General features: G+C 75.1%; 20 protein-coding genes. All 20 read right to left on the reverse strand.

The window, feature by feature from the left end; genetic code table 11:
- Nucleotides 1–13: 13 nt before the first annotated feature.
- Nucleotides 14–931: a type IV toxin-antitoxin system AbiEi family antitoxin domain-containing protein gene (locus HLV61_RS18450; protein ID WP_369258014.1), complete on the reverse strand. Its 918-nt coding sequence runs from the start codon at nucleotides 929–931 to the stop codon at nucleotides 14–16.
- A 145-nt stretch (nucleotides 932–1,076) separates the two neighbouring features.
- Nucleotides 1,077–1,322: a hypothetical protein gene (locus tag HLV61_RS18455; RefSeq protein WP_369258016.1), complete on the reverse strand. Its 246-nt coding sequence runs from the start codon at nucleotides 1,320–1,322 to the stop codon at nucleotides 1,077–1,079.
- Nucleotides 1,319–3,979, reverse strand: coding sequence for a hypothetical protein (locus tag HLV61_RS18460; RefSeq protein ID WP_369258017.1), 2,661 nt, complete (start codon nucleotides 3,977–3,979; stop codon nucleotides 1,319–1,321). The genes HLV61_RS18455 and HLV61_RS18460 overlap by 4 nt, the downstream gene beginning before the upstream one ends.
- On the reverse strand, nucleotides 3,960–5,993 hold the full coding sequence (gene flhA, locus HLV61_RS18465; protein WP_369258019.1) for a flagellar biosynthesis protein FlhA: 2,034 nt from the start codon (nucleotides 5,991–5,993) through the stop codon (nucleotides 3,960–3,962). The genes HLV61_RS18460 and flhA overlap by 20 nt, the downstream gene beginning before the upstream one ends.
- Before the next feature lie 159 nt (nucleotides 5,994–6,152).
- The gene (locus HLV61_RS18470) at nucleotides 6,153–7,301 is read right to left on the reverse strand and encodes an EscU/YscU/HrcU family type III secretion system export apparatus switch protein (RefSeq protein WP_369258021.1); all 1,149 of its coding nucleotides are present in this window, start codon (nucleotides 7,299–7,301) and stop codon (nucleotides 6,153–6,155) included.
- Nucleotides 7,302–7,307: 6 nt separating this feature from the next.
- Nucleotides 7,308–8,072 (reverse strand): flagellar biosynthetic protein FliR, encoded by a 765-nt coding sequence (gene fliR / locus HLV61_RS18475; protein ID WP_369258022.1) that lies wholly within the window; start codon nucleotides 8,070–8,072, stop codon nucleotides 7,308–7,310.
- A 5-nt stretch (nucleotides 8,073–8,077) separates the two neighbouring features.
- Nucleotides 8,078–8,353, reverse strand: a complete 276-nt coding sequence (gene fliQ, locus HLV61_RS18480) for a flagellar biosynthesis protein FliQ (protein WP_369258024.1) — start codon at nucleotides 8,351–8,353, stop codon at nucleotides 8,078–8,080.
- Nucleotides 8,350–9,168 carry a flagellar type III secretion system pore protein FliP gene (gene fliP, locus HLV61_RS18485; RefSeq protein WP_369258026.1) on the reverse strand — a complete coding sequence of 273 codons (819 nt, stop codon included), beginning with the start codon at nucleotides 9,166–9,168 and terminating at the stop codon, nucleotides 8,350–8,352. The genes fliQ and fliP overlap by 4 nt, the downstream gene beginning before the upstream one ends.
- Nucleotides 9,168–9,581: a FliO/MopB family protein gene (locus HLV61_RS18490; RefSeq protein WP_369258028.1), complete on the reverse strand. Its 414-nt coding sequence runs from the start codon at nucleotides 9,579–9,581 to the stop codon at nucleotides 9,168–9,170. Before HLV61_RS18490 ends, fliP begins: the two co-directional genes overlap by 1 nt.
- A 5-nt stretch (nucleotides 9,582–9,586) precedes the next feature.
- Nucleotides 9,587–10,336, reverse strand: a complete 750-nt coding sequence (gene fliN, locus HLV61_RS18495; RefSeq protein ID WP_369258030.1) for a flagellar motor switch protein FliN — start codon at nucleotides 10,334–10,336, stop codon at nucleotides 9,587–9,589.
- Complete coding sequence (locus tag HLV61_RS18500) at nucleotides 10,333–11,301, reverse strand: flagellar motor switch protein FliM (protein ID WP_369258032.1); 969 nt, start codon at nucleotides 11,299–11,301, stop codon at nucleotides 10,333–10,335. Before HLV61_RS18500 ends, fliN begins: the two co-directional genes overlap by 4 nt.
- Before the next feature lie 175 nt (nucleotides 11,302–11,476).
- A complete protein-coding gene (locus tag HLV61_RS18505) occupies nucleotides 11,477–11,953 on the reverse strand; it encodes a flagellar basal body-associated FliL family protein (RefSeq protein ID WP_369258034.1) in 477 nt (158 codons plus the stop codon).
- Complete coding sequence (locus HLV61_RS18510; RefSeq protein WP_369258036.1) at nucleotides 11,950–12,912, reverse strand: flagellar motor protein MotB; 963 nt, start codon at nucleotides 12,910–12,912, stop codon at nucleotides 11,950–11,952. Before HLV61_RS18510 ends, HLV61_RS18505 begins: the two co-directional genes overlap by 4 nt.
- The gene (locus HLV61_RS18515; protein ID WP_369258038.1) at nucleotides 12,909–13,679 is read right to left on the reverse strand and encodes a motility protein A; all 771 of its coding nucleotides are present in this window, start codon (nucleotides 13,677–13,679) and stop codon (nucleotides 12,909–12,911) included. The genes HLV61_RS18510 and HLV61_RS18515 overlap by 4 nt, the downstream gene beginning before the upstream one ends.
- A gap of 3 nt (nucleotides 13,680–13,682) precedes the next feature.
- Entirely contained in the window at nucleotides 13,683–13,982 is a 300-nt protein-coding gene (locus tag HLV61_RS18520) for a flagellar FlbD family protein (RefSeq protein ID WP_369258040.1), read from the reverse strand.
- Between the two features lie 266 nt (nucleotides 13,983–14,248).
- Nucleotides 14,249–15,445: a flagellar hook protein FlgE gene (locus HLV61_RS18525; RefSeq protein WP_369258042.1), complete on the reverse strand. Its 1,197-nt coding sequence runs from the start codon at nucleotides 15,443–15,445 to the stop codon at nucleotides 14,249–14,251.
- Nucleotides 15,446–15,480: 35 nt separating this feature from the next.
- Nucleotides 15,481–15,900 (reverse strand): flagellar hook assembly protein FlgD, encoded by a 420-nt coding sequence (locus HLV61_RS18530; RefSeq protein ID WP_369258044.1) that lies wholly within the window; start codon nucleotides 15,898–15,900, stop codon nucleotides 15,481–15,483.
- 12 nt (nucleotides 15,901–15,912) lie between these two features.
- Nucleotides 15,913–17,256 (reverse strand): flagellar hook-length control protein FliK, encoded by a 1,344-nt coding sequence (locus tag HLV61_RS18535; protein ID WP_369258046.1) that lies wholly within the window; start codon nucleotides 17,254–17,256, stop codon nucleotides 15,913–15,915.
- Nucleotides 17,253–18,218 carry an NlpC/P60 family protein gene (locus HLV61_RS18540; RefSeq protein ID WP_369258048.1) on the reverse strand — a complete coding sequence of 322 codons (966 nt, stop codon included), beginning with the start codon at nucleotides 18,216–18,218 and terminating at the stop codon, nucleotides 17,253–17,255. The genes HLV61_RS18535 and HLV61_RS18540 overlap by 4 nt, the downstream gene beginning before the upstream one ends.
- Nucleotides 18,206–18,670, reverse strand: coding sequence for a flagellar export protein FliJ (locus tag HLV61_RS18545; RefSeq protein ID WP_369258050.1), 465 nt, complete (start codon nucleotides 18,668–18,670; stop codon nucleotides 18,206–18,208). The genes HLV61_RS18540 and HLV61_RS18545 overlap by 13 nt, the downstream gene beginning before the upstream one ends.

The following is an 18,670-nucleotide window of genomic DNA, read 5'->3' on the forward strand; positions in this document are numbered from 1 at the left end:
CCGCAAGAGCCGGTCACAGCGGACGTCCGGCGCGGGCGAACGCGCCGCGGATGCGACGGTCGACCACGGACGGGATCTCGAGGTCGGCCCAGGTCCAGCGTGCGACCTCCCACCCCGCGTCGCGGATCTCGTCCTCACGGAGCTTCTCGCGGAAGACGACGTCGCCGGGGTCCCGTCCCTCGGCGGCGCGGTACTTGACCCGCCCGTCGAACTCGCCGACGGTCCGGTGCGCCTGCCAGCCGAAGTCGCAGCGGCCGATCACCGACCGGTTCGGCCGCACGAGCCGCACCTGCAGGTCGGGCGCCGGGATCCCGAGCCGGTGGAGGAGCACGCGGCTCCGGCTCTCGCCGACGCTCTCGCTGCGCCCGTCGGCGAAGCCGGTGACGCGCGCGGCGCGGCGGGACCCGGGCACGGCGCCCATCCGCTCGAGGCAGCCGGTCAGGTCTCCCCGCGAGAGGCTGCCACTGGCCAGGGCGGCATCGGCGACGACGACCGCGGACTCGAAGGACGCCGACCGGGCCAGGTCCACCACCGTGCGCGCCAGCGTGGTGACGGGGACACCGTCGGCCAGCGTCACCTCGTCGTCGGGCAGACGTGCCACGTGCAGGTGCACGCGGGCACTGCCGCTGCCGGCTGCGGGCGGTCGCCTCGTGACGTGCACGCGCTCGCCGTCGACCCGCCACAGCGGCAGCCCGTGGAGCACGGCGGCCGAGGCGTGGCTGACCACGCTGCCGTCCCGGAGCGCCGGCGCGGTCGCCAGGACGAGGGCACGGTGCTCCGAGAGCCCGCAGGTCGGATCGACGTAGGCGCCTCGCCGGATCCGGGTGAGCTCACCCCGGCGCACCGCACGGGCCAGTTCGGCGTCGTTCAGGCCGGCGGCGACTGCCTCGGACCTCCGCAGGACCCGTGCCATGGGCAGCCAGTCGGTCATGCACCGACCGTCGTCGCCCCCACGGCGGCACGACGCCGACCGGAGGGATCTGTGGACGGCGTGACGCCCTGTGCTCCTGCGGTGTTCCTGCTGCTCCCGCGGTCGTGCCACACCGCAGGAGCAGTAGCGTCACCGCAGGAGGGGGTCAGGCGACGGGGGTGGGGTCCTCGTCGGGGACGCGCGGCGCGGGGCGGGCGCCGCTGTCGGCCGGCCGGGCCTGCGGCGTCGCGGCCCACCGCAGCAGCGCGACCGCGCCCCAGCCGGCGAGCAGGCACCAGGGCAGCCGGGCGAGGACCTCGTCGAGCGGGAAGTCGCCGCGCAGGTACAGCGCGAGCACCGGCAGGGCCAGCACGAGCCCCACCGTGAGGACGTCCCAGCGCAGCGGGCTCATGCCTCAGCGCTCTCCAGCCGCTCGCACAGCAGCGACGCCCAGCGGTGCGCCGTCGCCCGCGCGCCGTCGATGAGGGCCACCGGCACCGTCGTGCGGCCCAGCACGGCGGCGGGGTCGGCGGTCAGGTCGGCGTCCTGGACGACGAGGGCGTCGACGCGGGGGAGCGCGTCCAGCCACGGGCCGACGTCCTCGGGCTTGCGGGTCGCCTCGACGACGGCCCACACGCCCACCGGCGAGAAGATCGCCATGACCTGCTCGAGCCACGTCCGGCCACCGGCCCGCATCGGGGCGTCCACCGCGACCACGGTCGGCGTGCCCGCCGCGGCGGCCTCCTGCTTGCGGGCGATGGCGGTGTCGACCGAGGTGATCCGGCAGGCCTCGGGCGCGAGCGCGGCGAGGTCACCGCGGGTGGCCCACTGCAGCCGGTCGGCGTCCAGGCGCATCGTGGCCGCCAGCGAGCGGGCGGCGGCCAGCGTCTCGACGCCCGGGCCGACCACCAGCAGCACCTCGCCGGCGCCCGACGGGGCCGACGGCGCCACGGGCAGCGCTGCACCCAGCGCGCGGGTGAGCGCCGCGTAGGTGCCGGCGCCGGCGACCTCGGCCGTGAAGCCGTCGCCGAGCAGGGCCTCCGGCACCCCGAGGGCGCGCAGCCGCGCGACGGTGCCGGCGGCCTCGACCGTGCGCGGGTCCACCCAGCCGCGGTGCGCGGGCGTGCTGCCGGCCTCGCGGACCGACGAGACGACGACGCGACCCGGCGTCCAGCCGCGGGCGGCGCGGGCGTCGACCGGCAGGCGGGTGACCGTCGCCAGGCCCGGAGCCGGGGCGGCGACGCGGGCGACGGCCCGGCCGGGCGCCGGCACGGGCGGGCGCCCGAGCAGCCGCGGCACGGCCAGCTGTGCGCCGGCGGTGGGCGGGGGGAGCAGTGACAGCGGGGGCAGCACGGCGGTGGAGTCGAGCGCGAGCGGCGCGGGGTCGCTGGCGGTCGGCGCGAGCACCGCCTCCTCGACCTCCCACTCGTCGGACTCGGCCGAGGCCTCGACCCAGGCCGGCTCCCGGTCGGCGCGCTGCGAGGGCGCCGGGACCGGCGGGCGGCCGCGGTGCACGCCGCCCTGGGTGGAGGCGCTGGCGAGCACGCCGCGGAGGATGTCGGTGAGGGCGTCGTCGGGGGTGTCGTGCGCCAGGGCGGCCCGCAGCACCTCGGCGATGGCCTCCTCGCGCCCGGTCACGGGTCCGGTGAGGTCGGGCTCGGCGGCCCACTCGGCCACCGGCTGCGGCGTCGGCACCTCGATGGGCTCGACGACGATCGCCGGCAGCACGTCGGTGGCCGGCTCCTCGTCGAGCACGAGGGCGACGGCGGCGGTCTCGACGGCGGGCTCGCCGGGGGCGGGCACCTCGACGGCGGGCTCCTCCACGGCGGGTTCGTCGACGACGGGCACGTCGGCCGGGCCGAGCAGGTCGGTGAGGAGCGAGTCCTCGTCGTCGGCCGGGAGCTCGTCGAGCACGGGCTCCGCGACGACGTCCTCGGCGGCATCCTCGACGACCTCGTGCACCTCGGCCACGGGCCCGGGGGCGATGGTGGGACGGGCGATGGTGGGACGGGCGACGGGCACGGGGTCGGCCCACATGTCCACGCCGGACGCGGACGGCTCGTCGGCCACCTCGGCCACAGGCTCCTCGACGACGACCTCGGCCACCGGCTCCTCCGCGACCGGCTCCTCCACGACGGGGGCCTCGGCCACGGGGGCCTCGACCACCGGCGCCACGGGCACGGGAGCAGCGACGGGAGCCGGCGCAGGAGCGGCCATCGCCGCGGCGAGGGCGGCGGCCAGCGGCATCGACGGCGCGGACGCGGGCTCCGGCGTCCGCAGCACCGAGGACGGCCCGGGCTCCTCCTCCCTCGCGGTCGCGGCCGCGGTGGCCGCGGCGACCTCCTGGACCGCGCGCAGCGCCTCGGCCGCCGAGAGCGCGGCGGCGGAGCGGACGGCGTCGTCGACGGCCTCGAGCACCTCGCGGTCACCGGCGACGACCTGCGCCAGCGCGGCGGTGAACAGCGACGGGCCGGCGGGCTCGGCCGGCGTCGCCGGCGGCCGCACCGGGGCACGTCCGGCCCGGCGGGCGGCCGGGGTCGGTGCCGCGACAGGAGGAGCCGCAGCGGGAGCAGGCGCGGCAGCACGGGGGGCGGAGGCCGGGCGGAACGCAGCCGCGCCGGGAGCCGGGCGGCGCGGCGCGGCGACCGACGCCCGCGAGTACAGGTCGACGTCGGAGCCGCCGTCGCCGGACCCCAGCAGGCCGGCGAGCTCCGCGACCGGGTCGGGCAGCTCGCGCGGGGCGGCCGCACGGGTGGGACGGGCCGCCGCGGGACGGCTGCGGTGCATGCCGGTGGCGCGGAGGAACGCGCCGGTGTCCTGCAGCGGGCCGGGGTCGCGGCTGAGCGCGGCCTCGATCCGGCGCGCGGACTCCGACTTCGGCGCGGGCGCACGCCGGGCCGGCTCGACCTCCTCCACCTCGGCGACGAACCGCTCGGTGGCGAAGAAGCCCAGCACGCCGCCGGAGCGGATGCGGCGCACGCCGACGATCCGCACCGCGTGCCCGTACCGCTCCCGCGCCGCCGCGACGGCGGCCTCGGGCGTGGGCGCCTCAACGGATGGCAACGGCACCGTTCACCACTCCCAGTGACTCGATCTGGGCCGTGCGGGAGACCTCGGAGTACGAGATCACCGGCAGGCGGGGGAGGACCTGACGCATCAGGCGGGACAGAGCGGCCCGGACCTGGGGAGAGCAGACGAGGACGGGGGACAGGCCGTGCTGCTCGGCGTCCTCGAGCAGCCCGCTGCAGCCGGTCACCAGCGCGTCGACCGAGCCGGCGTCGAGGGCGAGCACCTGGCCGCCGTCGCTGTGCCGGACCGCCTCCAGCAGCCGCTGCTCGAAGGCCGGCTCGAGGGTGAGCACGTGCAGCCGCTCGTCGGGCGTGACGTAGGGGTGGCTGATCGCCGCGCCCAGCGCGCCGCGCACGGCCTCGACCAGCCCGTCGAGGTCGGTCGACGTCTTCGCCCGCAGCGACAGCGCCTCGAAGATGCGCACCAGGTCGCGGATGGAGACGTTCTCCTCCAGCAGCGCGTGCAGCACCCGCTGCACCTCGCCGAGGGTGAGCAGCGCCGGGGTGAGCTCCTCGACGACGACCGGGTGGCTGCGCTTGACCATCTCGACCAGCAGCCGCACGTCCTCGCGGCCGAGCAGCTCGGAGGAGTTCTGGCGGACCACCTCGGCCAGGTGGGTGGTGATGACCGAGGAGCGGTCGACGACGGTGGCGCCGGCCATCTCCGCCTGCCGCTGCAGCTCGATCGGCACCCACTTGGCCGGCAGGCCGAAGACCGGCTCGCGGGTGGGCCGGCCGGGCAGCCCGTCGAGGGCGTCGCCGATGGCCAGCACGGTCCCGGCCGGCGAGATGCCCTTGGCCGCCGGGACGCCGTTGAGCCAGATGACGTACTGCGACGCCGGCAGGTCGAGGTTGTCGCGGGTGCGGACCAGCGGGATGACCAGGCCGGTCTCCATCGCCACCTTCCGGCGCAGCGCCTTGACCCGGTCGAGCAGGTCGCCGCCGCGGGAGGAGTCGACGAGGTCGACCAGGTCGAAGGCCACCTCGAGCTCGAGCGGGTCGACCCGCATGCGCTCGGCGATCGCCTCGGGGGAGTCGGGAGCCGGTTCCGCGGCGGCGGCGAGCGCCGGCGTCTCGTCGTCGTCGTCCTCCGCGACCTCCTGCATGCGGGAGGCCATGAGCAGGAAGACCCCGCCGATCACGAGGAACGGCAGCTTCGGCAGGCCGGGGATCAGGCACATCGCCAGGGCCGCGCCGCCGGCGATGCGCACCGGCTGCCTGAACCGGCCGAGCTGGGCCAGCAGGTCGGTGCCCATGTCGGCCTGGCTGGCCGAGCGGGTGACGATGATGCCGGTCGCGGTGGACAGCAGCAGCGCGGGGATCTGCGAGACCAGGCCGTCGCCGACGGTCAGCAGCGAGAAGGTGGAGACGGCCTCGCCGGGCGCCATCCCGCGCTGGATGACGCCGACGGCGAACCCGCCGACGAGGTTGATGAGCGTGATGATGATCGCCGCGATGGCGTCGCCCTTGACGAACTTGGAGGCGCCGTCCATCGAGCCGTAGAAGTCGGCCTCGGCGGTGACCTCGGTGCGCCGCTTGCGCGCCTGCTTCTCGTTGATCAGGCCGGCGTTGAGGTCGGCGTCGATGGCCATCTGCTTGCCGGGCATCGCGTCGAGGGTGAAGCGGGCGCCGACCTCGGCCACGCGGCCGGCACCGTTGGTGATGACGACGAACTGGATGATCGTGAGGATCACGAAGATCACCAGGCCGACGACCAGCGAGCCGCCGATCACGAAGTGCCCGAAGGCCTCGATGACCTTGCCGGCGTAGCCGTCGGTGAGCACCAGCCGCGTCGAGGAGACGTTGAGCGCGAGGCGGAACAGCGTCGCGATGAGGATCAGCGACGGGAAGACCGCGAAGTCCAGCGGCCGCTTGATCTGCATCGAGACCAGCAGGATCAGCAGCGACGCGGTGATGTTCAGGCCCAGCAGCAGGTCCAGCAGCGCCGCGGGCAGCGGCACGACCAGCATGAGGACGATGGCCACCACGCCGATCGGCACGGCTGCCTTCGTCATCCCTCGCACGGGCATCCCATCGGCAGCCGGCGGTGCCCGGCCGACCGCGGACGGCGCACCAGTCACAGCCGTCCCACACCGGGGTGGGGCGTAGGAGGCTCTCCGCACGTATCGGCAGGTGGGACGTGCGGATCGCTTCCCCTGCCCCGCGTGACGGGGTCAGGAGGCGATCGGGGCCCTCCGGCGGCCGGCCCTCGGCAGGCCGGCGACGTCGGGTGCCTGGAAGCCGGGCCGGTGGAAGCCGCCGCGCACGCCGCGGGCGCCGAGCTGCATGACGAAGGCCAGCACGCGGGCGACGGCGGTGAACAGCTGCGGCGGCACCTCCTGGCCGAGCTCGCAGGAGGCGTGCAGGGCCCGCGCCAGCGGCACGTCCTGGACCATCGGCACCCGCGCCTCGGCGGCCCGCTCGCGCAGCCGCGCGGCCATCTCGTCGGCGCCCTTGGCCACCACCCGCGGCGCCCCGCGCTCGGGCTCGTACCGGAGCGCGACGGCGACGTGCGTGGGGTTGACCAGCAGGACGTCGGCGGTGGCGACCTCGGCCATCATCCGGTTGCGCGACATCGCCAGCTGCATCGAGCGGCGCTGGCCCTTCACGTGCGGGTCGCCCTCGGACTGCTTGTGCTCCTGCTGGATCTCGTACTTGGTCATCTTGAGCTTGCTCATCGTCTGCTTGCGCACGACCACGTAGTCGGCGATCGCGATCACCAGGCCGGTGATCGCCACGACGCGCAGCATGAGGACGGCGGAGGAGGCGAAGGTCGCCACCACCGCCGACAGCGGCAGCGCGCCCGACGCCGACACCAGCGCCTGCGCCCGGTCGCTGGTCACGACGACGACCGTGCCGAGGGCCGCCGTCTTGATCACGGCCTTGACCGCCTCCCACAGCCCGTGCGTGCCGAACATCCGCTTGATCCCGGGGAACGGGTTGAGCTTCTTCAGCGTCGGCTTCATGCCCTTGGTGGCGAAGGAGACCCCTCCCTGCGCGGCCGACGCGAGCACGCCGACGAGCATCAGCGAGAGCGCCATCGGCAGCAGCGTCTCGAGGAAGACCGTCAGCGCCTGCCCGAGCAGCACGCCGACCGCCTCGGCCTCCGGCTCGTCGACCACCGCCCCGAACTGCACGAACAGCCGGCCGATCGCGTCGAAGGTGTTGCCCACCAGCATCGGCAGGAAGACGCTGGCCGCCGACACGCCCGCCCAGGTGCCCAGCTCCTGGGTGCGCGGGATCTGCCCCTCCTTGCGCGCCTCCTTGAGACGCTTCGGAGTGGGCTTCTCGGTCTTCTCACCCCCCTGACCGTCCTTGGCCATCCCGGCTCACCCGCTCCGGAAGCCGACGACCGCGCGGGTGGCCTGCTCCAGCAGCGCGTCGAGCGCCGGCGGCAGCAGCGGGAAGGTCAGCCCGAGCAGCGCGAGGGTCAGCATGATCTTCACGGGGAAGCCGATGGCGAAGATGTTGAGCGCCGGGGCGGCCCGGGACAGCAGGGCCAGGGCGACGTCGGCCAGCAGCAGCACCGCCACCATCGGGCCGGCGATCTGCAGCGCGGCGAGGAACATCGTCGAGAACGCCGTCACCACGACGGCGGCGACGTCCCCGGCCGGGTACCCGCCGGACACCGGCAGCCCCTCGTAGGAGGTGGCGAACCCGCGCACGATCAGCAGGTGCCCGCCGCTGGTGAACAGCAGCGTCGTCGCGAGCAGGTAGTGCAGCTTGCCGATGACGGAGTTGGTGGTCATGGCCAGCGGGTCGTAGGCCGGCTGCAGCGAGAACCCGCCGGTGACGTCGATGAGCTCCCCGGCGAACTGCACCGCGGTGAAGAACAGCTGGACGACGAAGCCCAGCGCCGCGCCGATGGCCACCTCGCTCACCGCGGTGACCACGAGGAAGCCGGTGGTCGGCTCGGGCAGCCCGGGCGCCACGCGGTCGACCAGCGCGACCGCCAGCGCCAGGGCCAGCGCGCCCTTGACCGGCGCCGGGATGGTGCGGGTGGTGAACGGCGGGGCGAGCAGGACGAAGCCGGCCGCCCGGGCGGTGGCCAGCAGCAGGGCCGCGAGCGTGACCGCCGGGACCTCGAGGTCCATGCCGGTCAGGTCCGCCCGAGCAGGTGCGGCAGCTGGTCGAACAGGGTGTGGGTGAAGTCGACCAGCTCGGCGAGCACCCAGTTGCCCGTGACCAGCAGCGCGATGCTCACCGCGATCATCTTGGGGACGAAGGAGAGCGTGGGTTCCTGGATCTGGGTCGCCGCCTGGAACAGCGAGATCAGGAAGCCGACCAGCAGGGCTGTCAGCAGGACCGGGGCGGCCACCTTGGCGGCCACCATCATGGTCTGGATGGCGATGCCGGTGACGTCGGCGTCGGTCATGAGTAGGACCCCACGAGCGACGTGGTGATCATCGCCCAGCCGTCGACGACCACGAAGAACAGCAGCTTGAACGGCAGCGACACGATCGACGGCGGCACCATCATCATGCCCATCGCCATGAGCGAGGCACTGACGAGCATGTCCAGCACCAGGAACGGGATGAACACGACCAGCCCGATGATGAAGGCGCTCTTGAGCTCGGAGAGGACGAACGCCGGGACCAGCGTCGTCATGCTCACCGCGGCGCGGTCCTCGGGCTGCTCCTCGCCGGACAGGCCGACCATGAGCTGCAGCTCGTCGTCGCGGGTGTTGTCGAGCAGGAACTCCTTGAGCGGCACGACGCCGGCGTCGTAGGCCTGGGAGACCGTCATCGCCCCGTCCATGTACGGCTGGACGGCGGCGTCGTTGACGTCGGACAGGACCGGGCCCATCACGAACAGCGTGAGGAACAGCGCGATGCCGGTGAGCACCGAGTTGGGCGGCGAGGACTGCAGGCCCAGCGCGTTCCGGGTGAGCGACAGGACCACGATGATCTTGGTGAACGACGTGCACAGCAGCAGCACCGCGGGCGCCACCGACAGCACGGTGATCGCGAGGATCAGCGTGATCGAGGTGCTCGGGCTGCCGTTGCCGACCGAGATGTCGACCCCGCCGTCGACGGCGGGCACGGTCGGTGCCGTGGGCGCCGTCGGTGCGGTCGGTGCCGCGGCGGCCGGCCCGGCCAGCAGCACGCCGGCGACGGCGCAGCCCAGCAGGGCCAACAGCACGGCGGCGACCCGGCGCGGCAGCGACCGCGCGGGCGGGGTGGCGGTCATCAGCGACGGACCGTCCGCTCGCGCAGGGTGCTGACGAAGCCCTGCCAGCCCTGCCGGTCGAACACCGATCCGGCCAGCGCGCCGCCCACCCGCACGCCGCCGGGACGGGGCGCCGGGACGGCCGGCCCGCCCCCGGCCGCGGGTGCCGTCGCCGCCCGCTCGGCGAGCGTGGCCTCCACGGCGTCGCCGTCGAGCTCGGCGAGCAGGGTGACCTGCTCCTCGGTCGCACCGACGACGAGTACGCGGTCGCCGATGCGCAGCACGTTGACCGTGCTGGCGCGGCCCATCCGCTGGCGGGCCACGACCTCGACCAGCCCGCCGGTGGAGCCCAGCCCGCGCTTCTTGGCCAGGCGCGCGGCGAACCAGAGCACGCCGCCGACGAAGGCCAGCGACAGGATCAGCCGGATCAGCATCCACGTCACGGTTGCGCGGCCCCCAGCTCGGCGGCGGCGTCGCTGACGATCTCGCTGATCCGCAGCCCGAAGTCCTCGTCGACGACGACGACCTCGCCGCGGGCGATGAGCGTGCCGTTGACCAGCAGGTCGGCCGGGGCGCTGGCGGCGCGGTCGAGCTCGACGACCTCGCCCGGGTGCAGCGAGAGCAGCTCGCCCACGGTCATGCGGGTGCGGCCGATCTCGACGGTGACCTCCATGGCCACGTGCCGCAGCAGGTCCAGGCTGTTGCGCGGCGCGCGGGCCGCGGTCGGCAGGGTCACCTGCAGCGCCAGGGTCGCCTGGTGGTCGGTCCCGGCCGACAGCGGGACGGCCACGAACATGCCCTTGTCCCGCAGCCCGTCGAGCGCGGTCACCGGGTCCTCGGTGCGCTCGGCGTCCACGCGGACCCGGCCGAGGGTGGCCGCGGCCGCCTCCAGCGCCGGGCGCAGCGCGGTCGCGACGTCCATCGGGCCGACGGGGGAGTTGTCGAGCGCCTCGACGACCTCCGCGGAGAGCACCAGGACGACGTCGCCGGTGATCTCACCGGAGAGCCGGGCGCTGACCGCGGCGGACGCGGTCGGGGGGACCGGGACGGCGTCGGGGTCGGTCACCGCGGGCCCGGGGTGCAGCTCGGCACCGGCCGGGACGAGCGCGGCCGCGGCGCGGGCGGCGGCCACCACGACGGCGGTGATGGTCTCCGAGGCGGCCTGGGTGGGGTCGAGCGTGGCGGTCATGCGGAGTCCTTCGCGGCGGCGGACGGGGCAGGGACGATGGCGGCCGCCAGCCGGCGGCGGTGGTTGCTGGCGATGGCGTGGGCGAACACGACGTCGTTGGTGGTCACCTCGAGCGGCGCGTCCCGCGGGTGGCGCAGCAGCAGGACGTCGCCGACGGTGAGGGACAGCAGGTCCTCGGAGGACACCTCGAGCGGGCTGAACCGGACGCTCACGTCGACCGGGACGAGCTCGAGGCGCTCGGCCAGCAGCTGCGCGGCGCGCTGCCGCTTGCGCTGGGCGGACTCCGAGAGCTGCGGCGAGGCGGCGTTGGACAGCGCCGGCGCGAACGAGGAGAAGGGCAGGACCAGCGAGGCGTTCCCCTCGCGGCTGCCGATCGTCATCGTGAAGCGGGCGACCATGACGGTGTCCGAGCCGGCCGCGGCCTGGGCGAGTGCGGGGTTGTACTCGACGTCGTCGGCCACCGGCTGCATCACCGCGACGTGCGCGAAGGCGGCGGCGAACTCCTGCAGCAGCCGGGTCATCAGCTGCCCGGTGATGGTGGTCTCCATCGCCGTCATCGGCCGCTCGGGCTGGTGGGCGGCGCCCGAGCCGCCGAGCATGTGGTCGACGGTGGCCATCGCGATGTCGAGCGGATAGGCCAGCAGGCCCTTGCCGGCCAGCGGCTCGATGGTGAACGTCGTCAGGAAGCAGGGATCGGGGAGCGTGGCGACGTAGTCGTCGTAGGAGTGCTGCTCGATGCCGTGCAGCTCCAGCCGGGCGCCGGTGCGCAGCATCGTGGTGAGGACCGTCGTCGCCTGGCGGGCGAAGGCCTCCTGCGCGATCTGCAGCACGCGGACGTGCTCGCGGCCGAGCTTGGTGGGGCGGCGGAAGTCGTAGGTGCGGGGCGCACCGCGCCGGCTGCGGCCACCGGCCGGCGCCTGCGGCCCGGGCCCTGGGGGCGCGGTCGCGGTGTCGGGGCGGGTCACGGTCCCCTCATCGGCGGGGCCGGAACGCGAACTGACCGGCGGCGCGGGGCGCCGCCGGTCAGCCGGGGAGGGTGGGACGGGTGGTGCGTCCCGGGGTCACTGGGACGGGACCGGTGGGGCGGTCCCGCCTCCTGTGGTGGTCGAGCAGGGGGAGGTGCGCGGTCGAGGTGCGGGGCTACTGGGTCACGTACTCCGTGAAGTAGATGCCCATGACCATCTCGACGCCCTCCTCGTCGGTGTAGGCCTCGACGATCTGGTGCTCCAGCGACTCCTTGAGCGCCTCGCGGGCGCCGGTGACGTCGGCCGGCTGGGCCTGCGAGTAGGTGGAGATGACCAGGTCCAGGGCCTGGGACCCGTCGACGCCGCCGCCGCCGTGACCGCCGGAGGCGGCGTCCTCGGTCGTCTGCAGGCTGATCCCGATCTTGAGGTACCCGCCGCCGGCCAGGTTGACCGTCACCGGCTCGAGGGCCACGACCTCGCCGGCCACCGGCTCCTCGGCCTCGGCCTCCCCGGTGAACAGGAGGAAGTACGCGGCCGCGCCGGCCACGACCAGCAGGACGGCCAGCACGAGGAAGAGCTTCTTCCTCCCGCCCTTCGGCTCCTCGCCGTCGGCGGGCGCGTCCTTCTCCTTGGCCTTGGTCTTGGTGCTCACTCGTGGGTGCCTTCCTGTGCGGGGGCGGCCGGTGCGGTCGCGGCCGGTGCGGTCGCGGCCGGTGCGGGGCCCTGTGCGGGGGCATCGAGGCCGGGCAGCAGCTCGTTGGCCTCGGCGGAGGCGTCGGACAGCACGACGATGTCGACGCGGCGGTTCAGGGACAGGGCGTCGGGGTCGGACGCGGGCACCATCGGCCGCGTGTCGGAGTAGCCGGTGCCGGAGAGCCGGTCCTGCGCGACGCCCTCCGCGGCGAGGTAGCGGACCACCGTGGTGGACCGGAAGGCCGACAGCTCCCAGTTGGAGGGCCACGGCCCGCCCGGCGTGACCGGCAGCGAGTTGGCGTGGCCCTCGACGGTCAGCCGGTTGGGCAGGGCGGCCAGCGTGGGGGCGACGGCGCCGAGGATCCCGCGGCCCTGCGGCCGCAGCGTCGCCTCCTCCGGGCCGAAGAGCACGGGGTCGGACACGATGTGCACGACCAGGCCCCGCTCGTCGATCTCGAAGCGGGCCGTGCCGGCGTGCCCGGCGGCGGCCAGCGCGGCGTCGATCGCGTCGCGGGCGGCGGCGAGCTCGTCGTACTCCGCCTGCGCCTCCGCGGCGATCCGCGCGGCCTCCTGGGCGGCGGCCTGCGCGGCGGCGGCGTCGACCGACTCCTGGGCGGCCGGCGCCGGCGGGATCTGGACGTCGACGGCGGCGTCGAGGGAGTCGAGGACGGACGCCTCGGGGTTGTTGGCCGATCCCTGCATCGCGGTGACCGGGGCGCCGAAGGCCTCCGACAGGCCGCTGGCCAGGGCCGCGAACTTCTCCTTGTCGACCTGGCTCATCGCGAACAGCACCACGAAGAGGACGAGCAGCAGGGTCATCATGTCCGCGTAGGACACCAGCCACCGCTCGTGGTTCTCGTGCTCCTCCTCGACGTGCTTCTTGGCGCGGCGGCGGCCGCCGTGGCCGCCGCTGCTCATGCCGCCTCCTTGGCGACCTCACTGGGCGGGATGAGGGAGTTGAGCTTGAGCCGGACGGCGCGCGGGCTGGTGCCGGCCTGGATCTCGGCGATGCCCTCGACCAGCAGCTCCATCTGCGCGGCCTGCAGCTCGCTGACCCGCATGATCTTGGCGCCCATCGGCAGGAACCAGAAGTTGGCGGCCATGACGCCCCAGAGGGTGGCGACGAACGCCGCGGCGATCATCGGGCCCAGCGCCTCGGGGTTGCTCAGGCTCCCCATGACGTTCATCAGGCCGACGATGCAGCCGACGATGCCGATGGTCGGCGCGTAGCCGCCCATCGTGGTCATGAACTTGGCGGCGACCTTGTCCTCCGCCTTCTTGGCGGCGATCTCGCTCTCCAGGACGGCGCGCAGCTCCTCGGGGTCGGTGCCGTCGATGCCCATCTGCAGGCCGCGCTTGAGGAACGGGTCCTCGATCGCCTTGACCTGCGACTCGAGCGCGAGCAGGCCCTCCTTGCGGGCCTTCTCGGCGAGGCTGACCAGGGTCTGGATCTGCTCCTTGGCCGGCGGCACCTTGGCCGGCATCACGCCCATCTTGAACCAGCCGGGCATCTTCTTGAGGTCGTCCATCGTCTGGCCGGACATGGCCGCGCCGAAGGTGGCGACGATGACCAGGATGATCGCCGGCAGGAAGATCAGCGACGTCGGGTCGGCACCTTCCATGACCATGAAGGCCAGCAGGGCGACCAGGGAGACGACGAACCCGATGAGGGTGGCGGGATCCACGGGTCAGCGCTCCTCGCGGGCCGGGAAGGGGACGACCGACGCGTGCCGGGTCTCGGCCGGCGGCTCGGTCGCGGAGGAGTCCGACGAGGTGCGGTAGGTGCCGCGGTCCATGGCGTAGGCGGTCGCGAGGATGCTGGCCCGGTACTCCCGGATCTCGTCGAGCACCTCGTCGACGCCCTCGCGGACGATGTACTTGGTGCCGTCGACGAGGAAGACGACGGTGTCGGGGTGACCCTCGACCCGCTCGATCAGGTCGGGGTTCAGCGCGAAGTGCTCCCCGTTCAGGCGCGTCACTCGGATCACGGGTGGTCCTCTGGCTCGGTCGGGAAGGGCTCGGTCGGGGAGGGGAGGCGGCCGCGAGGGCGCGGCGCCGGCTACAGGGACCATCGGTCCCGCGCGGGGGCTGCTTGAGCCGAACCCGGCCCGCCGCATCACCCCCCGGGGTGAGTCCGGCCCCGCGTTCCCGCACGTCACACGCGTACCGGCGCTCGGGACCGGCCCCGACGCCACGCGGCCCGGCACCCGGGGGAACGGGTGCCGGGCCGCGCGGTGACGTGCTGGTCCGCCGACTAGCGCTTGAGGTTGACCAGGTCCTGCAGGATCTCGTCGGAGCTGGTGATCACGCGGCTGTTCGCCTGGAAGCCGCGCTGGGCGACGATCAGGCCGGTGAACTCCTCGGCGAGGTCGACGTTGGACATCTCCAGCGCGCCGGCGGTGAGGCTGCCGCGGCCGCCGGTGCCGGCCTCGCCGACGACGGCCTGGCCGGAGTTGTCGCCCACCCGGTAGCTGGTGTTGCCGGCCTTGGACAGGCCGCCGGGGTTGGTGAAGGTGGCCATCGCCAGCTTGCCGATCGGCTCGCGCAGGCTGTTGGAGTAGACGCCCATGATCGTGCCGTCGTTGCTCAGCGAGATCGACTGCAGCGTGCCCATGGCGTTGCCGTCGACGCCGCTGGGGGTCAGCGCCGTCTTCCCGCCGAACTCGGTCATCCCGGTCAGGTCGATGCCCACGGCCCGGCCCGCCACGGTGAACGAGAAGGTCGTGCCCGCGCTCGGCCTGCCCGTCGCGGCGTCGAAGGTCAGCGCCTGCGACCCCAGCGGCGTGGTGCCCTCCTGCGCGGCGACGGTCCAGGAGTTGGCGGCGCCCTTGGTGAAGGTCAGCGAGATCTCGTGCGCCGTCCCGACCGAGTCGTAGGCGGTGACCTGCGTCTGGACGACGTCGTCGGCGGCCGACGAGGTGGACAGGTTGCCCACGAGCGCGCCCCGGCTGGTCGCCGTGGGGGCCATGACCTGGCCGAAGGGGATCCGCAGCGGGCCGATCGGGCCGTTGGAGTTGACCTCGCCGTCCACGTCGGCGGTCCAGCCCTGCAGCTGCGCACCGTCGGGGGTGACGAGGTTGCCGGCGCCGTCGTAGTCGAAGGACCCGGCGCGGGTGTAGAGGTTCTCGTTGCCGGCCTTGGTGACGAAGAAGCCGTCGCCGCTGATCATGAAGTCGGTGGCCCGGCCGGTGTTCTGGGTGGAGCCCTGGCCGAAGTTGGTGGTGATGCCGGCGACCTTGACGCCGAGGCCGACCTGCGCCGGGTTGGTGCCGCCGGTCTCGGCGGTCGGGGCCGAGCCGTTGCGGATCACCTGGGACAGGGTGTCCTCGAAGACGGTCTGGCTGCTCTTGTAGCCGACGGTGTTGACGTTGGCGATGTTGTTGCCGGTCACGTCGAGCTTGGTCTGGTGGGCGCGCAGGCCGGAGATGGCCGAGAACATGGAGCGGAGCACGGGGAGGTCCTCTCAGGAGGGGAGCGGGGGCTTGCTCAGGCGGGGAGGGACACCTCGGTCAGGCGGCCGATGGGCACCTCGGTGCCGCCGACGACGGCGTTCGCCCCGTCGGAGCCGAAGCGGACGGAGGACACCGCACCGGACTTCGTGGTGCCGTCCTCGGCGGTCCAGCTCACGGTGTGGCCGACCAGCGCACCGGCCGAGAGCGAGCGCTGCAGGGCGAGCAGCTCGGCGTTCTGCGAGGCGATCTCCTCGAGCTTCTCGACCTGGGTGAACGTCGCCGTCTGCGACATGAACTCGGTCGTGCTGGTCGGGCTGTTGGGGTCCTGGTACTTCATCTGCGCGACCAGGAGCTGCAGGAACGTGTCCTTGCCCATCTGGTCGGCGCGGTCCACGGACGAGCTGGCGGTGTACGTGGCCGGGCTGCTGCCCACGCCGCCCACGGGGTCGGTCATCGTCGGCTCCTCTCAGGCCCGGACGTCGAGGCCGCTCGACGCGGGGTGGATGGCGGCGGCGGCCGGGCGGCTGCCGTCGGGGTCGGTGCCGCGGGGCCACGGGCGCTCGTCGGCGGGGCCGTGCGCGGGACCGCGGCCCTGTCCGCCCGTCTGCTGCTGGGCCTGCTGCCAGCCGGTCTGCGCCTGCGAGGACCCCGAGCCGGCGGCGTCGCGGTCCACCTGCAGCCTCGAGCAGGTCAGGCCCGAGGACTCCAGGTCGCGGCGCAGGTCGGGCAGCGCGTCGAGCAGCGCGGCGCGGCCGGCGTCGGAGGCGCCGCGCAGGCTCAGGTCGATCCGGCCGTCCTGCACGGTCACCCGGACCTCGACCGGCCCGAGCGTCTCCGGCGTGAGCACCAGCGTCATCGTGTGCGTGCCGTCGGGCCCGGAGGCCAGCGTGGCGACGGTGGGGGCGACCTGGGCGGCCACCGGCTGCTGCGGGACGTCGGCCCGGGCGGCGGGAGCGGCCGGGACCGCTGCCGCGGGGGCCGGGGCGGACGCCGGTGCGGCGGTCGCGGCGACGGGCACGGGCACGTCCGCGGTGCCGCGGTCCTGCTCCCGCGCGCCGCCGTCGGCGGTGCCGCCGGAGGACGGGGCGACCGGGGCCGGGGGCAGCGGCTCGGCCAAGGCGGGGACGGCGCTCGTCGTGCTCGTCGCCGGGGCCGGTTCGGCCGCCGCGACGACGACGAGGCCCTCGGGGAGGGCGGGTGCGCCGGGGGTCGGCGGCGCGGTCGCCGGGACGGCCGGCGCCGGCGCGGCGGGGACGCCACCCGGGAGCGGCGCGGCCGGGGCGGCGGGGGCACCGGCCGCGACGGCGGCGTCCGCGGCGACTGCGGCGGCCACGGTGGGGAGGGGCTGCGGCAGCCCGGCGGCGACGCCCGGGAGCGGAACGGTCCCGTCGGTGACGGCGCCCGGTGCCGGGGCGCCGGTGGTCGGACCAGGGAGAGCGGCGGCGGGGACGGCGGTGCCCAGCGCGAGGGCCAGCGCCCAGCCGGCGGGGAGTGCGCCGGGCACGGCGGGGAGCGCCCCGGGCACGGCGGAGCCGTCGGCGGGCGTGGTGCCGTCGGCGGCCGGTGCGGCGTCGTCGCCGGGGGCCTCGGGGCGGCCGGGGTCGCCGTCGCGGCCGAGGGCGCGGCCGGGGCGGTCGCCGTCGCGCCGGCCGACCCCGCGGTCGCCGGACGGGCGGTCCGCGGGCGGGCGCTCGGCGACGGCGTCGTCGAGCGCGGAGGCGAAGCCGGCCGCCGAGGCGGGGTCCGGGCCGCCGGCCGGGGAGGACGGGGCGGGCGCGGCCGCGACGGCGGCCAGGACGGGAGCTGTCACGAGTAGGCCTCCGCGGCGCTGGTGACCTTGCGGACGTAGGACTGGGTCTCGGCGAAGGGCGGGATGCCGCCGTGGCGGGCGACCGCGCCGGGACCGGCGTTGTAGGCGGCCAGCGCCAGGTCGGTCGAGCCGAAGCGGTCGGTGAGCTGGCGCAGGTAGCGGGCGGCGCCGTCGACGGCCGAGGCGGGGTCGCCGGCGTCGACGCCGAGGCCGCGCGCGGTGGCCGGCATGAACTGCATGAGGCCGGTGGCGCCCGCCGGCGACGCGGCGGCGGAGTCGAAGCCGGACTCCACCTTCGCCACGCCGGCGAGCAGGGCGGGGTCGACGCCGTGCCGGGCGCCGGCGGCGGTGAACAGGTCGGCGTAGGGGACACCGGCCAGGCCGGCGCCGGACGGGGACGGCACCGGCGACGCGGCCGACTGCGGCAGCACCCGGCGGATGAGGGTGGGCTCCCCGACGTCCTGCAGCTTGACGACCTCGCCCTCCTGCGGCGCGGCGATCATCCTGCCGTCGCCGACGTAGATGCCGACGTGGTCGATGCCGGGCCGTGACGGGGAGTTGTCGAAGAACACGAGGTCGCCGGGGCGGGCCTCGGTGAGGCTCGCGACCGGGGTGCCGGCGGTGGCCTGCTGGGAGCTGGTGCGCGGCAGGTCGATGCCGAGGTCGCCGAAGACCCGCTGGACCAGCCCGGAGCAGTCCAGGCCGACCGACGGGTCGGTGCCGCCCCAGGCGTAGGGCACGCCGAGGTAGCGCTGCGCCGCGGCCACGACCCGCCCCTCCAGGCCGCTGGCCGCCGTCGCGGGAGGAGCGCTCGCGGTGGTCGCGGCGGTCCCGGTGAGCCCGGCGGTCGAGGCCGCGCTCGCCCACGCCGCGGAGGTCGACGTCGTCGAGGACGAGGCGAGGGTGAGGATCCGGTTCTGGATCGCGGCGATGCGGCCCTGCACCGCGGTCAGTCCCTCCACGGCTGCCCCTCCTCCCGTTCCTCGGTGTCGGTCCCGGCGTGCCGGGCGGTGACCAGGTCGTCCACCGCGCGCTCCTCGGCGGAGAGCTCGGCGGTGCGCAGGGCGAGGAGGTGCCGCTCGCGCAGCTTCTCCAGCGCCCTGGTCTGCTGGGCGGCGGCGGTCCACCGCGCGCGCAGCAGCCCGGCCTGCTCGGCCGAGGCCTGCGCCGTCGCCCGTGCAGCTGTCACATCGGCAGCCGCGGCGGCCGATGCGACCATCGCGGCGAGGAAGACGTGGGCCGGGGCCGATCCGGGCGGCACCCGGGTGGCCAGGGCGGCGGCCTGCTCCTCGGCGCGGCGCTCGGCCTCCCGCGCCGCGACCGCGGCGTCGGCGGCGGCGCGCTCGGCGGCCTGCTCGGCGGCGCGGCGCACCCGCAGCACCGGCTCGAGGCGGAAGCCGGCCCGCTTCGCCAC

This window comes from Geodermatophilus amargosae (assembly GCF_041028265.1).
GTDB lineage: Bacteria > Actinomycetota > Actinomycetes > Mycobacteriales > Geodermatophilaceae > Geodermatophilus > Geodermatophilus amargosae_A.

Bases quoted from the DNA above. Each gene is read 5' to 3' on its own strand.
- HLV61_RS18450 (WP_369258014.1), bottom strand. From the start codon at position 931: ATGACCGACTGGCTGCCCATGGCACGGGTCCTGCGGAGGTCCGAGGCA.
- HLV61_RS18455 (WP_369258016.1), bottom strand. From the start codon at position 1,322: ATGAGCCCGCTGCGCTGGGACGTCCTCACGGTGGGGCTCGTGCTGGCC.
- flhA (WP_369258019.1), bottom strand. From the start codon at position 5,993: ATGACGAAGGCAGCCGTGCCGATCGGCGTGGTGGCCATCGTCCTCATG.
- HLV61_RS18470 (WP_369258021.1), bottom strand. From the start codon at position 7,301: ATGGCCAAGGACGGTCAGGGGGGTGAGAAGACCGAGAAGCCCACTCCG.
- fliR (WP_369258022.1), bottom strand. From the start codon at position 8,072: ATGGACCTCGAGGTCCCGGCGGTCACGCTCGCGGCCCTGCTGCTGGCC.
- fliQ (WP_369258024.1), bottom strand. From the start codon at position 8,353: ATGACCGACGCCGACGTCACCGGCATCGCCATCCAGACCATGATGGTG.
- fliP (WP_369258026.1), bottom strand. From the start codon at position 9,168: ATGACCGCCACCCCGCCCGCGCGGTCGCTGCCGCGCCGGGTCGCCGCC.
- HLV61_RS18490 (WP_369258028.1), bottom strand. From the start codon at position 9,581: ATGCTGATCCGGCTGATCCTGTCGCTGGCCTTCGTCGGCGGCGTGCTC.
- fliN (WP_369258030.1), bottom strand. From the start codon at position 10,336: ATGACCGCCACGCTCGACCCCACCCAGGCCGCCTCGGAGACCATCACC.
- HLV61_RS18510 (WP_369258036.1), bottom strand. From the start codon at position 12,912: ATGAGCAGCGGCGGCCACGGCGGCCGCCGCCGCGCCAAGAAGCACGTC.
- HLV61_RS18530 (WP_369258044.1), bottom strand. From the start codon at position 15,900: ATGACCGACCCCGTGGGCGGCGTGGGCAGCAGCCCGGCCACGTACACC.